Genomic DNA, 13,594 nt, shown 5'->3' on the forward strand with positions numbered 1-13,594 from the left:
GAATGCGGAGAAACGCGGCGCGGCTCAGCCTTCCGCGGCTCAATCCCGCAGCTCAGTCCTCCGCGGCCGTCTTCGAAGCCGTCGCCTTCTTCGCGGCGGTCTTCTTGGCGGTCGTCTTCTTCGCGGCCGTCGTCGTCTTCTTCGCCGCGGTCTTCTTGGCGGCCGTCTTCTTGGCCGGGGCGGCCTTCTTCGCGGCTGTCTTCTTCGCCGTCTTCTTGGCGGGCGCCTTCGCCCGCTTCTCGGCGAGGAGTTCGAAGCCGCGTTCCGGGGTGATCGTCTCGACGCTGTCGCCGGAGCGCAGGGTCGCGTTGGTCTCCCCGTCGGTGACGTACGGACCGAAGCGGCCGTCCTTGACCACGACCGGCTTCTGGCTGACCGGGTCCTCGCCCAGCTCCTTCAGCGGCGGCTTGGCGGCAGCACGCCCACGCTGCTTGGGCTGGGCGTAGATCGCCTGCGCCTCCGCCAGCGTGATCGTGAACAGCTGCTCCTCGGACTGCAGGGACCGCGAGTCCGTGCCCTTCTTCAGGTACGGACCGTAGCGGCCGTTCTGCGCGGTGATCTCCACGCCGTCCACGTCCGTGCCGACGACACGCGGCAGCGACATCAGCTTCAGGGCGTCCTCGAGGGTCACCGTGTCCAGCGACATCGACTTGAACAGCGAGGCCGTACGCGGCTTGACGGCGTTCTTGCCGGTCTTCGGGGTGCCCTCGGGGAGCACCTCGGTGACGTACGGGCCGTAGCGGCCGTCCCTGGCGATGATCTGGTGGCCCGTGGACGGGTCGGCGCCCAGCTCGAAGTCGCCGCTCGGCTTGGCGAGCAGCTCCTCCGCGTACTCGACACTCAGCTCGTCCGGGGCCAGGTCCTCGGGGATGTCCGCGCGCTGATGGTTCTCGGAGTCCTTCTCGCCGCGCTCGACGTACGGGCCGTAGCGTCCGACCCGCAGCACGATGCCGCTGCCCACCGGGAACGACGACACCTCGCGCGCGTCGATCGCGCCCAGGTCGGTCACCAGCTCCTTGAGCCCGCCGAGGTGGTCCCCGTCGCCGTTGCCGGCCTCGGCCGCGCCGCCGTTCCCGGTGCCCTCGCCGAAGTAGAAGCGCCTCAGCCACGGCACGGCCTGCGCCTCGCCGCGTGCGATGCGGTCGAGGTCGTCCTCCATCTTGGCGGTGAAGTCGTAGTCGACGAGCCGCCCGAAGTGCTTCTCCAGGAGGTTGACCACGGCGAAGCTCAGGAAGGACGGCACGAGGGCCGTGCCCTTCTTGAAGACATAGCCGCGGTCGAGGATCGTGCCGATGATCGACGCGTACGTGGACGGGCGGCCGATCTCGCGCTCTTCGAGCTCCTTGACCAGGCTGGCCTCGGTGTAGCGGGCCGGGGGCTTGGTGGCGTGCCCGTCGACCGTGATCTCCTCGGCGCTCAGCGCATCGCCCTCGTTGACCTGGGGCAGACGGCGCTCGCGGTCGTCCAGCTCGGCGTTCGGGTCGTCGGCACCCTCGACGTATGCCTTCAGGAAGCCGTGGAAGGTGATCGTCTTGCCGGAGGCGCTGAACTCGACGTCCCGGCCGTCGGCGGCGGTGCCACCGATCTTCACCGTCACGCTGTTGCCGGTCGCGTCCTTCATCTGGGAGGCGACCGTCCGCTTCCAGATCAGCTCGTAAAGCCTGAACTGGTCGCCGGTCAGGCCGGTCTCGGCAGGCGTGCGGAAGCGGTCGCCCGAGGGGCGGATCGCCTCGTGCGCCTCCTGCGCGTTCTTGACCTTTCCGGCGTACGTCCGCGGCTGCGCCGGGAGGTAGTCGGCGCCGTACAGCTGCGTGACCTGGGCGCGGGCGGCGGCGATCGCCGTGTCCGACAGGGTCGTGGAGTCCGTACGCATGTAGGTGATGAAGCCGTTCTCGTACAGCTTCTGCGCGATCTGCATGGTCGCCTTCGCGCCGAAGCCCAGCTTCCTCGAGGCTTCCTGCTGCAGCGTCGTCGTACGGAAAGGAGCGTACGGCGAGCGGCGGTACGGCTTCGACTCGACGGACCGTACGGCGAATCGCGTGTTCTCCAGGGCGGTGGCCAGGGCGCGGGCGTTCGCCTCGTCGAGGTGGAGGGTGTTCGCGCTCTTGAGTTGTCCCAGGGAGTCGAAGTCGCGGCCCTGCGCGACCCGCCTGCCGTCGACGGTCTGGAGGCGGGCGACAAGCGACGACGGGTCCGACGCGTCCCCCGCGCGGCCGGTCGCGAAGGTGCCCGTCAGGTCCCAGTACTCAGCAGAACGGAAAGCGATGCGGTCGCGTTCCCGCTCGACGACGAGACGTGTCGCGACCGACTGGACTCGGCCGGCCGACAGGCGCGGCATGACCTTCTTCCACAGGACCGGCGAGACCTCGTAGCCGTAGAGACGGTCGAGGATGCGGCGGGTCTCCTGGGCGTCGACCAGCTTCTGGTTCAGCTCGCGCGGATTGGCGACGGCGGCCTGGATCGCGGCCTTGGTGATCTCGTGGAAGACCATCCGCTTGACCGGGACCTTGGGCTTGAGCACCTCCTGGAGGTGCCAGGCGATCGCCTCGCCCTCACGGTCCTCATCGGTGGCGAGGAAGAGCTCGTCGGAATCCTTCAGCAGGTCCTTGAGCTTCTTGACCTGCGCCCTCTTGTCGGCGTTGACCACATAGATGGGCTGGAAGTCGTGATCGACGTCCACGCCGAGGCGGCGGACCTCGCCGGTGTACTTCTCGGGCACCTCCGCGGCGCCGTTGGGGAGGTCGCGGATGTGCCCGACGCTCGCCTCGACGACGTATCCGGGGCCGAGATAGCCCTTGATCGTCTTCGCCTTGGCAGGCGACTCGACGATGACGAGTCGGCGGCCGCCCTGTGCGGTCTCGCTGGTCGGGGACAACTTCGCTCTTCTCTCCGGTCGACGCTGGGGTCTCTCCCCAGGCTTGGTCCCGGGGTGGGGTCATGCTGACGCTGCGGAGTGTGACGGTACATCCCGCCCCCGTGTCAAACGGGAAAAGCCCGCAACGGCCACTCGAACGGTAACCCGACTACCGCCATTCCTGCCGCCCGGAGTGTCCACCAGCCTTTTCGAGGCTATCCGGAGGGTGACCTCCCAATTACCTGGGCCGCAGCTCCAAGGCCGCTCTCAGACGCGGGAGAAGCACCATGTCCCGACGGCCAGCGCGATCACCGCGGCGATGGTCGCGAAGGTCGCCGATGCGACGGGGCTCACACCTTGGGCGACCGGTTCATGATGCCGGACACGGGCCGCGGTCCACACCAGCAGCCCGCCTCCGAACAGCCCGAACACCATTCCCGCGAAGATCGCCGGTCCGCTCTCCATGACCGTGCGCCCCTTTTCTGCCGTTGCGAGTGCCCAGCCCGTGGAGGCTGACACGCACGGGCGGCGGACAGGCGAACCCTGGGTGAACGCCCGCTTCCCTGTGCGGGCCTCAGACGGACCGGGCACGGGTATCTTTCCTGTCGTCTTCTTGTTGTTCTTGTTGTCGGAGGGGCCCACCGGCACACGATCTCGGTGAAGCCCTGCTTCCAGTCGTCCTCGTCGGCGACCCGGCCGTACACGGTCCGCTCCTGACCTGGCGCCCAGCGAGAACATGTCCGCGACCGGGGTCGGCGGCTCCCCCCGCGCCCGCTCACAGATGGATGTTGGCCGGTTTTCGCGATTTCAGACGTGACCGCCTGTCGGGATCAGGCCGGCTCGAGGAACCCCTGCTCCACCAGCAGCCGGATCTGCGCGGGCGTGCGGTCGCGCAGCAGCACCGGATCCTCGCCCACCAGCTGGGCGATCGCGTCCAGAATGCGGCCCGCGCTCAGCGAGCCGTCGCACACGCCCGCGAACCCCGCGCCGACCGTGTCCACCTTGGTGGCCCGTCGCATCCCGCGGTTCTGGCGCAGCACCACGTGCTCGGGGTCCTCCGCGCCGGGCAGTCCGACCTGCTCCTGGACGATCTCGGGGGCCAGCTTGAAGTGCCCCGTGAGCAGGGCCGCGTCGTCGTGCGTCCGCAGATAGTCGAGACGCTCGAAGTGCTCCCGGACCGTCTCTCCGAGCGGCTGTTCGACCGGATGCGGCCACTCCTCCGCGGTGACGGAGGGCACGGCGGCACCCGTCTTCCGCAGGGTGATCCACCCGAAGCCCACGGCCTTCACCTTGCGTGCCTCGAACTCGTCCAGCCACGCGTCGTACCGCGCCTGGTACTCGGCCGGGTCGCCCCGGTGGTCACCGGCATCCCTGAGCCAGAGCTCGGCGTACTGTGTGACGTCCTGCACCTCGCGCTGCACGATCCAGGCGTCGCACCCGCGCGGCACCCACGCCCTGAGCCTGTCCTGCCAGTCCTCCCCCTCCACGTGCTGCCAGTTGGCGAGAAACTGCGCGAACCCGCCCTCGTTCAGCCGTTCCCCCGCCTGCTGAACGAGCGTGCGGCACAGATCGTCCCCGCCCATCCCGCCGTCGCGGTACGTCAGCCGCGCGCCCGGCGAGATCACGAAGGGCGGATTCGACACGATCAGGTCGTACGTCTCGTCGTCCCGGAGCGGCTCGAACAGCGAGCCCTCGCGCAGGTCGGCGGCCGGCGCGCCGGACAGCGCCAGCGTGAGCGCCGTGATGTGCAGCGCGCGCGGGTTGATGTCGGTCGCCGTCACGCGCGTGGCGTGCTGGGCGGCGTGCAGCGCCTGGATCCCGGAGCCGGTGCCGAGATCGAGGGCCGCGGAGACGGGCGTGCGGACGGTGATGCCGGCGAGGGTCGTGGAGGCACCGCCGACGCCGAGGACCACGCCCTCCTCCCGGCTCCCGATGCCGCCCGCCCCGCCGACCGCGCACCCGAGGTCGGACACGATGAACCAGTCCTCGCCACCGGCCCCGCCGTACGGCCGTACGTCCACGGTCGCCGCGACCTCATCCGTACCCGCACGAACCAGCCACCCGCTCTCCAGGCACGCGTCGACGGGCAGAACGCCCTCCACGCGCGCGTGCGGCACGGGCTGCTGCAACAGGAACAGCCGTACGAGCATCTCCAGCGGCGTGTCGCCGCGTGTCGCCCGGAGCGCGGGCACGATCTCGCTGCGCGCGAGGGCCGCGTACGCGGGCGCTCCGAGCAGTTCGAGCAGCCCGTCGGCGGTGAAGGAGGCCTCTAGGAGGGCGTCCCGCAGCCGGGCGGTGACGTCGAGGCGGTCGGGAGCGGGCAGGGCTGACAGGCTGGAGTGACTCACGCCCCCATTGTGACCCCCGAACCCGCGCGACAGGGCGACCCGCCGGCCCCGCGACCCTCAGCCAGTCGTCGCCGAGGCCGGGGCGGACGCGCTCTTGCAGCTCTGCTGCTTGGCCATCGCCTTGCCGACGTCGCCCTCTTCGAGGGTCTTCAGCGCGTTGCTCCCGCTCCTGCTCAGCTTGTCCAGCTCGGTGGCGATGTCCTTGAGGCCGTCGGCGAACTTCGCCTGGTCCTTGGTGTCCAGCTTGTCGACCTGCGCCTTCAGGGAGGCGTACGACGAGGAGATCGTGTTGAGCTCCTTGGCGGCGTCCTGCTGCTTCTTCTCGCCATTCTCGACGTCCGGCGCACCGGCCTTGGTCACGGCGGCCCCGATCGCCTTGTAGGCGTCCGACATGTCCTGGAAGGCCTGCGCGTCGGTCTTCTGGACCTCTTCCGGCGTGCTGTTGTCCGAGGTCTCCTCCTGGATCGCGGCGTTGGCGGCCTCGATCTTCTTGGCCTGCGGCTGTACGGCGTCGCAGACCTCCTTGGCCCAGGAGTTCAGCTTTTCGCTGCTGTCGTCGCCGCCGCATCCCGACAGCGCCAGTACCAGTACCGCACCGCCGGACAGTGCGGCCGCGAGCTTCTTGTTCACCGGATTGGTCCCTTCCATGGCTCTCGGCCCCGGAACATACACGCCAAGTCGACGACACCCGCATGCAGAAGGTCCGTTAAGATCACTATTGAAGCCATTTGCACCAAGAGAGATAAGGCTCACGACCAGGGCGCGAACACGACGAGGCGGGCGGGCGGCACGTCAACACGCGCCGCCCGCCCGCCCTTTGAACTGGGCCTCGTGGAACCGCCCTACGAAACCACCGCCGGATCAGCCGACTTGGGCGCCTTCTCGGCGTTGTCTTCGTCACCCATGGCGATGCCGCGCCGCTTGGAGACGTAGACGGCGCTCGCGATCACGATGAACGCCAGGGCCGCGATCGCGATCCGTACGCCGAGGTTCTCGTCGTCGCCGTAACTGAACTTGATCACCGCCGGCGCGATCAACAGCGACACCAGGTTCATCACCTTCAGCAACGGGTTGATCGCGGGGCCGGCGGTGTCCTTGAAGGGGTCGCCGACCGTGTCGCCGATCACCGTCGCGGCATGGGACTCGCTGCCCTTTCCGCCGTGGTGGCCGTCCTCGACCAGCTTCTTGGCGTTGTCCCACGCGCCACCGGAGTTGGCGAGGAACACCGCCATCAGCGTGCCCGCCCCGATCGCGCCCGCGAGGAACGCGCCGAGGGCACCGACACCGAGCGTGAACCCGATGAAGATGGGCGCCATCACGGCGAGCAGTCCGGGCGTGGCGAGCTCGCGCAGCGCATCCCTGGTGCAGATGTCGACGACCTTGCCGTACTCCGGCTTCTCGCTGTAGTCCATGATCCCGGGATGCTCGCGGAACTGCCGCCGCACCTCGTAGACCACGGAACCCGCCGACCGCGACACGGCGTTGATCGCCAGTCCCGAGAAGAGGAAGACGACCGCCGCGCCCGCGATGAGACCGACGAGGTTGTTGGGCTGCGAGATGTCCATCATCAGGCTCATCGGTGTGCCCTCACCGGACAACCTCTCACCCACGTCCCGCGCGCCGGTGATGATCGCGTCACGGTACGACCCGAAGAGCGCCGACGCCGCCAGGACGGCGGTGGCGATGGCGATGCCCTTCGTGATGGCCTTGGTGGTGTTGCCGACCGCGTCCAGGTTGGTGAGGACCTGCGCGCCCGCGCCCTCGACGTCGCCGGACATCTCGGCGATGCCCTGCGCGTTGTCGGAGACCGGCCCGAAGGTGTCCATGGCGACGATCACACCGACCGTGGTGAGCAGGCCGGTGCCGGCCAGCGCCACCGCGAACAGGGCCAGCATGATCGACGTACCGCCGAGCAGGAACGCCCCGTACACGCCGAGGCCGATCAACAGCGCGGTGTAGACGGCCGATTCGAGGCCGACCGAGATGCCGGCCAGGACGACGGTGGCGGGCCCCGTGAGCGAGGACTTGCCGATGTCCTTGACCGGTCGGCGGTTGGTCTCGGTGAAGTAGCCCGTCAGCTGCTGGATCACGGCCGCGAGCAGGATGCCGATCGCCACCGCGACGAGCGCGAGGATCCGCGGGTCGCCGCCCTTGCCCAGGATCGCCGCGTCGGTGACGCCGTCGAGGTCGGCGTACTTTCCGGGGAGGTAGACGAAGACGGCCACCGCCACCAGGACGAGCGAGATCACCGCGGAAATGAAGAAGCCGCGGTTGATCGCCGTCATCCCGCTGCGGTCGGCGCGGCGCGGGGCCACGGCGAAGATGCCGATCATCGCGGTGAGCACGCCGATCGCGGGGACGAGCAGCGGGAAGGCGAGCCCGGCGTCGCCGAAGGCCGCCTTGCCGAGGATCAGCGCGGCGACCAGGGTCACGGCGTACGACTCGAAGAGGTCGGCCGCCATGCCCGCGCAGTCGCCGACGTTGTCGCCCACGTTGTCGGCGATGGTCGCGGCGTTGCGCGGATCGTCCTCCGGGATGCCCTGCTCGACCTTGCCGACCAGGTCGGCGCCGACGTCGGCGGCCTTGGTGAAGATGCCGCCGCCGACACGCATGAACATCGCGATGAGCGCCGCGCCGAGACCGAAGCCCTCGAGGACCTTCGGCGCGTCGGCCGCGTACACCAGCACCACGCAGGAGGCGCCCAGCAGACCGAGGCCCACCGTGAACATGCCGACGACGCCGCCCGTGCGAAAAGCGATCTTCATGGCTTTGTGCGAAACCGCGGTGAGATCCTTTTCCGGTTCGCCCGCCGCCGGAGTCGCCTCGCGCGCGGCTGCGGCGACCCGCACATTGCTCCGTACGGCGAGCCACATACCGATATAGCCGGTGGCCGCCGAGAACGCCGCGCCGATCAAGAAGAACACCGATCGTCCGGCGCGCTGATTCCAGTCGTCCGCGGGCAGCAGCATGAGCAGGAAGAACACGACCACGGCGAATACGCCGAGCGTGCGCAACTGCCGGGCCAGATAGGCGTTCGCGCCTTCCTGGACCGCTGCCGCGATCTTCTTCATGCTGTCGGTGCCCTCGCCTGCCGCGAGTACCTGGCGCACCAGGACGCCTGCCACCACGAGGGCGGCCAGGGCCACGACGCCGATGATCGACACCATGACACGGTTGCCGTCGGTCAGTACCGCGGCCGCGAGGGCTGTGGAGTGGTCCAGCTGGTCTGGGGAAGAAAGCCCCGCCATTCGTCCTCCTTGACGCTTGGGCTGAGCTCAAGATGTGGACGGAGTCTAGAGATCTGTTCCTGATCAAAACAGTACGCGGTAAACCGGAATCTGCTACACCCCGCGTAACTCCTCGAAAGCATTTTCAGCCGATCGAATGATCGGAAATTGATCGTGAATCGCTTCACGAATTCAGAATGCTCTTGAAAAACCCGAAGGGCCCTGCTCAGCAGGGCCCTTCGGGTGATGCGCTACGTCGGTCGGGTCGTCGGTCGTGTCAGGGAAGCACCGCGATCGGCGGCGGGGTCGGCCAGGTCATGCGGATCAACCCGCCGTGTTCTCCCGCGGTGACCTCCACGTCGTCGACGAGGCCGCTGATGACCGCGAGGCCCATCTCGTCCTCCTCGGTCTCCACGTCGGGGTCCTCGCCCGCGGCTCCGGGTGCCCGGTCGCCGGGGGCGTGCCGCGGCGCCTCGTCGCCGACCTCGATGGAGAACTGTTTCTCCTCCTCGATCAGCACCACCTTCACCGGCGCGGTGATGCCGACGTGCTGATGCAGCCCGACGGCACGGGTACAGGCCTCGCCCACGGCGAGTCGGACCTCGTCGAGGACGGCCTCGTCCACTCCGGCCCTGCGCGCCACCGCTGCCGCCACCAGTCGGGCGGTCCGGACGTGCTCGGGCAGCGCGCTGAAGCGGAGTTCAACGGTGGCCATGCATCCCCCTCGGAACTACGGGCGTGCTGTCGGGGGACCGGGCCGCCGAACGCCCGGACCCCCCTCTTCAACTTCGGCCGTCCCGGGCGCGGACCCTTTCCACCGCGCCCGGACCGGTGCTCAGTCGGTCGCCGCCACCGCTTCCTCGACCGAGGTGTGGATCGGGAACACCTTGGTGAGGCCGGTAATGCGGAAGATCTTCAAAATGCGCTCCTGGTTGCAGACCAGGCGCAGCGAGCCCTCATGGGCCCGCACCCGCTTCAGTCCGCCGACCAGTACGCCGAGCCCGGTGGAGTCGAGGAAGTCCACGCCCTCCATGTCGACGACAAGGTGGAAACTGCCGTCATTCACCAGCTCGACCAGCTGCTCGCGCAGCTTGGGCGCGGTATATACGTCGATTTCGCCACCGACCCTGACGATCGTGCGATCGCCGATGGTTTCGGTCGACAGGGACAGGTCCACGGATCCTCCAGCACCTTGCTATCGAGCGGTCGTCCCTCGGGACACCTCGGCTTGAAGCTCCCAGGACGGTTCGCCAGCCGCGATGGCATTCAATCACTTACGGCAGGCGTGCACGACGCCTTGGTCCCATTGTCCGTCACGCCAGTGACACACTCGGTGCCGATGGCCAAGAATCACCGATCCGATCGACCCCGGACGGAACCCGCTTCCCGCCTCTCGCCAGGCACGGTCCTGGACCGGCTCGCGGCGGGGCCGAGCCGGGCTTCGCGCATCACTCATATGGAGCACTTGCCCCCGCGCGAGGGTCGCCATGCCGTCTGGCCGGACCGGATCCGTCCGGAGGTCATCGCCGCGGTGCAGGCCTGCGGAATCGAACACCCCTGGGCCCACCAGGCACGCGCGGCCGAGCACGCCCTGGACGGCGACTCGGTGGTCGTCGCCACCGGCACCGCGTCCGGCAAGTCCCTGGCGTACCTCGTGCCCGTCCTGTCGACGCTTCTGGACGGCTCCGAGGCCCCGAACGGCCGGGGCGCCACCGCCCTCTATCTGGCCCCGACGAAGGCTCTCGCGGCGGATCAGTGCCGCTCTGTGAAGGAACTTTCACAACCACTGGGCAATTCCGTACGCCCCGCGGTCTACGACGGCGACACGCCGGTCGAGGAACGCGAATGGGTCCGCCAGTACGCCAACTACGTCCTCACCAACCCGGACATGCTGCACCGCGGCATCCTCCCGTCCCACCCCCGCTGGTCCTCCTTCCTCAGGTCCTTGAAGTACGTGGTCATCGACGAGTGCCACACCTACCGGGGCGTCTTCGGCTCGCATGTCGCCCAGGTGCTGCGTCGCCTGCGCCGCCTGTGCGCCCGCTACGGCGCCTCACCCGTGTTCCTGCTGGCCTCCGCGACCGCCGCGGAGCCCTCGGTGGCCGCCCGCCGCCTGACCGGCCTCCCGGTGGTCGAGGTCGCCGACGACGCCTCACCGCGCGGTGAACTGGTGTTCGCCCTCTGGGAGCCTCCGCTCACCGAACTCCAGGGCGAGAAGGGAGCACCTGTCCGCCGTACCGCCACCGCCGAGACGGCCGACCTGCTGACCGACCTCACCGTGCAGGGTGTGCGGTCGGTGGCCTTCGTGCGCTCCCGGCGCGGCGCCGAACTGATCTCGGTGATCGCCCAGGAGCGTCTCGCCGAGGTCGACCGGTCATTGGCCCGGCGTGTCGCGGCATACCGGGGCGGCTATCTCCCCGAGGAGCGCCGTGCCCTCGAACAGGCGCTCCACTCCGGCGAACTCCTCGGCCTCGCCGCGACGACCGCGCTCGAACTCGGCATCGACGTCTCGGGCCTCGACGCCGTGCTGATCGCCGGGTACCCCGGCACGCGCGCGTCCCTGTGGCAGCAGGCGGGGCGGGCGGGCCGGGCCGGCCAGGGGGCCCTCGCCGTCCTGATCGCCCGCGACGACCCCCTGGACACCTTCCTCGTCCATCACCCCGAAGCCCTCTTCGACCAGCCCGTGGAGTCGACGGTCCTCGACCCCGACAACCCGTACGTGCTCGCCCCGCACCTGTGCGCGGCGGCCGCGGAACTCTCGCTGACCGACGAAGACCTGCCCCTGTTCGGCCCGGCCTGCGAGGAACTGCTGCCGCAGCTGGAGGCCGCGAAGCTGCTGCGCCGCCGCACGAAGGCCTGGCACTGGACGCGCCGGGAGCGCGCCGCCGACCTGACCGACATCCGCGGGGAGGGCGGCCGGCCGGTGCAGGTCGTCGAAGCCGGGACGGGCCGCCTGCTGGGCACGGTCGACGCGGGCGCCGCCCACACGACCGTCCACGAGGGCGCGGTGCACCTGCACCAAGGCCGCACGTATCTCGTGCGCTCCCTCGACCTGGAGGACTCGGTCGCCCTGGTCGAGCAGGCCAGCCCGTCGTATGCGACGGTCGCCCGCGACACCACGTCGATCTCCGTTCTGGAGACGGACATCGAGGTCCCCTGGGGCGACGGACGCCTGTGCTACGGCTCCGTCGAGGTCACCAACCAAGTGGTCTCCTTCCTGCGTCGACGTGTCATCACCGGTGAAGTGCTGGGCGAGACGAAGCTGGACCTCCCTCCTCGTACGCTGCGCACGCGTGCCGTGTGGTGGACGGTCACCGAGGATCAGCTGAACGCGGCCCGGATCAACCCGGAGATCCTCGGTGGCGCCCTGCACGCCGCCGAGCACGCGTCGATCGGCCTGCTGCCCCTCTTCGCCACCTGCGACCGCTGGGACATCGGCGGCGTGTCCATCCCGCTGCACCCCGACACCCTCCTGCCGACGGTCTTCGTCTACGACGGCCATCCCGGCGGCGCGGGCTTCGCGGAGCGCGCCTTCCACACCGCCCACGAGTGGCTCACCGCCACCCGCCAGGCCATCGCCTCCTGCGAGTGCGAGGCCGGCTGCCCGTCCTGCATCCAGTCCCCCAAGTGCGGCAACGGGAACGATCCGCTGCACAAGCGAGGGGCGGTACGGCTGCTCACGGAGCTATTGCGGGGGGCGTCGGAGAAGCCGGGCGTGGAGGAGGCTGGGCAGGCAGTGGGGGCTGCGCCGCCGGACCCCGGCCCGCACGGTCCAGCGACGGCGCCCGGTCCGACGGCATCACGGTCGGACCCGACCTCACAGACCCCACCGATCCCGCAGGCCCCGCAGGCCCCACAAACTCCGCAGGCCCCGCAGGCCCCGCCCGTGCCCTGACCTCCACCGTGAACGGTCCCCGTCCCGACGCCGCCGCCACGTCCGAGGTCTCGCCCACGATGGCGCACCGCACGAGCCGCGTGCCCTGGGCTCGCGCCACGTCGTCCGCCCGGGCGCAGGCCGCCGTGGTGCCGTCCGCCCAGTGGTCCGCCGCCGCGAGGGCCGCGAGATCCGCGCCGCCGGCCGCGCGATGCCGGGTCACGACGGCCTGCCCCAGGGCGAGCACCACGCCGAACACCACACACAGCACGGCGATCGCAGACACGCTCCACACTGTGGCGGACCCGCGATCCGAGGACCCGTCCCTCATCGAGCGGAGCCTCATCCCTCCGCCCCCACGGTCTCCTCCACCGACGCCACGGCCTCCTCCCGCACCTCGAAGGGCAGACCGTGCAGCGTCGGGGGCTTGGCCACGACCGTCACGCGGACCTGGTCGCCCTCCCGGCTGACCGTGACCTGCGCGTCGCGCGGTGCCGTCCGCCGGGTCACCTCGACGACGGCGTCGGCCGGGTCCTGGCGGGCCGCCGCGCGGGCGCCGGTCCGCGCCGCGTCCACGCACTGGATCTGCGCGGCCACCACGAGCAGCCCCCACACCAGTGCCATCGCGAACATCACCAGCACGGGCAGCACCACGGCCGACTCCGCCGTGACGAACCCCCTGTCCAGCTCCCTCGTGCACCTCCTGTCCGTTTCCCGCGCACATCTGCTGTCCGTCTCTGGCGCACGGCTCCTGCCCGTCTCTGGCGCACGGCTCCTGAACATCACCCCGCTCACGCCCCCTCATCGAGAGCCCGCTGCACGATGGCCTGTAGCTCCGCGCTGACCTGATCGCCCGTCACCACCTTGTAGAGGACCACCGCGAACGCCACCGCCGCGACGATCCCCATCGCGTACTCGGAGGTGACCATCCCCGCATCCCTCCGCACCGCACGCGCCGCCCCGCACACCAGGACACGCAGCCGCGCCCGCACCGCCTTGTACATCTCAACCCCCGTAAGGTTCAGTCCTGTTGACTACTCACTGCTCTCTGCCTGACTACTCACTGCTGTCGGCTCGACTACTCACGGCTGTCCGCTTGATCACTGACCGCTGTCCGCCGTCACCCCGCGCTCCGTCACCCACCACCCCCTCCCAGCACCCCTCCCGCCAGCCCGATGACCACAGGCAGGATGCCGACCGCGATGAACGCGGGCAGGAAGCACAGCCCCACGGGCGCGGTGACCAGCACGGCCGCCCGCCGTGCCCGTGCCGTCGCGGCGCGGCCCCAGTC

10 protein-coding genes and 1 pseudogene are annotated in these 13,594 nt (G+C 69.8%); 1 reads left to right on the forward strand and 10 read right to left on the reverse strand.

Features of this window, described 5'->3' with window-relative positions:
• Positions 1-52: 52 nt before the first annotated feature.
• The 7 genes from topA to bldG all read right to left on the reverse strand — a co-directional run bounded on the left by topA (position 53) and on the right by bldG (position 9,606).
• Complete coding sequence (gene topA / locus CLM62_RS19100) at positions 53-2,875, reverse strand: type I DNA topoisomerase (RefSeq protein WP_095751104.1); 2,823 nt, start codon at positions 2,873-2,875, stop codon at positions 53-55.
• A gap of 246 nt (positions 2,876-3,121) precedes the next feature.
• Complete coding sequence (locus tag CLM62_RS19105) at positions 3,122-3,319, reverse strand: hypothetical protein (RefSeq protein ID WP_095751105.1); 198 nt, start codon at positions 3,317-3,319, stop codon at positions 3,122-3,124.
• Between the two features lie 365 nt (positions 3,320-3,684).
• A complete protein-coding gene (locus CLM62_RS19110) occupies positions 3,685-5,202 on the reverse strand; it encodes a class I SAM-dependent methyltransferase (protein ID WP_095751106.1) in 1,518 nt (505 codons plus the stop codon).
• Positions 5,203-5,259: 57 nt separating this feature from the next.
• The gene (locus CLM62_RS19115; RefSeq protein ID WP_095751107.1) at positions 5,260-5,850 is read right to left on the reverse strand and encodes a small secreted protein; all 591 of its coding nucleotides are present in this window, start codon (positions 5,848-5,850) and stop codon (positions 5,260-5,262) included.
• A 194-nt stretch (positions 5,851-6,044) separates the two neighbouring features.
• Positions 6,045-8,450, reverse strand: a complete 2,406-nt coding sequence (locus tag CLM62_RS19120) for a sodium-translocating pyrophosphatase (protein WP_095751108.1) — start codon at positions 8,448-8,450, stop codon at positions 6,045-6,047.
• 256 nt (positions 8,451-8,706) lie between these two features.
• Positions 8,707-9,144: an ATP-binding protein gene (locus CLM62_RS19125; RefSeq protein WP_095751109.1), complete on the reverse strand. Its 438-nt coding sequence runs from the start codon at positions 9,142-9,144 to the stop codon at positions 8,707-8,709.
• Positions 9,145-9,264: 120 nt separating this feature from the next.
• On the reverse strand, positions 9,265-9,606 hold the full coding sequence (gene bldG / locus CLM62_RS19130) for an anti-sigma factor antagonist BldG (protein WP_024885807.1): 342 nt from the start codon (positions 9,604-9,606) through the stop codon (positions 9,265-9,267).
• A gap of 162 nt (positions 9,607-9,768) precedes the next feature.
• Here bldG and CLM62_RS19135 point away from each other — a divergent pair, with 162 nt between their 5' ends.
• Positions 9,769-12,324: a DEAD/DEAH box helicase gene (locus CLM62_RS19135; protein ID WP_257003915.1), complete on the forward strand. Its 2,556-nt coding sequence runs from the start codon at positions 9,769-9,771 to the stop codon at positions 12,322-12,324.
• Positions 12,325-12,364: 40 nt separating this feature from the next.
• Here CLM62_RS19135 and CLM62_RS19140 read toward each other — a convergent pair.
• The 3 genes and pseudogenes from CLM62_RS19140 to CLM62_RS19150 form a co-directional block, all read right to left on the reverse strand.
• Positions 12,365-12,649: pseudogene (locus CLM62_RS19140) on the reverse strand (Rv3654c family TadE-like protein); the annotation flags it as partial.
• Entirely contained in the window at positions 12,646-12,990 is a 345-nt protein-coding gene (locus CLM62_RS19145; protein ID WP_257003917.1) for a TadE family type IV pilus minor pilin, read from the reverse strand. The pseudogene CLM62_RS19140 and the gene CLM62_RS19145, both read right to left, overlap by 4 nt.
• A gap of 104 nt (positions 12,991-13,094) precedes the next feature.
• Positions 13,095-13,307, reverse strand: a complete 213-nt coding sequence (locus CLM62_RS19150) for a DUF4244 domain-containing protein (protein ID WP_095751111.1) — start codon at positions 13,305-13,307, stop codon at positions 13,095-13,097.
• Positions 13,308-13,594: the final 287 nt, after the last annotated feature.

This window comes from Streptomyces sp. SA15, assembly GCF_002291145.1.
Classification (GTDB): Bacteria; Actinomycetota; Actinomycetes; order Streptomycetales; family Streptomycetaceae; genus Streptomyces.

Excerpts from the sequence above, each read along its gene's own strand:
- CLM62_RS19105 (WP_095751105.1), bottom strand. The coding sequence starts at position 3,319 with ATGGAGAGCGGACCGGCGATCTTCGCGGGAATGGTGTTCGGGCTGTTC.
- CLM62_RS19115 (WP_095751107.1), bottom strand. The coding sequence starts at position 5,850 with ATGGAAGGGACCAATCCGGTGAACAAGAAGCTCGCGGCCGCACTGTCC.
- CLM62_RS19120 (WP_095751108.1), bottom strand. The coding sequence starts at position 8,450 with ATGGCGGGGCTTTCTTCCCCAGACCAGCTGGACCACTCCACAGCCCTC.
- CLM62_RS19125 (WP_095751109.1), bottom strand. The coding sequence starts at position 9,144 with ATGGCCACCGTTGAACTCCGCTTCAGCGCGCTGCCCGAGCACGTCCGG.
- CLM62_RS19135 (WP_257003915.1), top strand. The coding sequence starts at position 9,769 with ATGGCCAAGAATCACCGATCCGATCGACCCCGGACGGAACCCGCTTCC.
- CLM62_RS19150 (WP_095751111.1), bottom strand. The coding sequence starts at position 13,307 with ATGTACAAGGCGGTGCGGGCGCGGCTGCGTGTCCTGGTGTGCGGGGCG.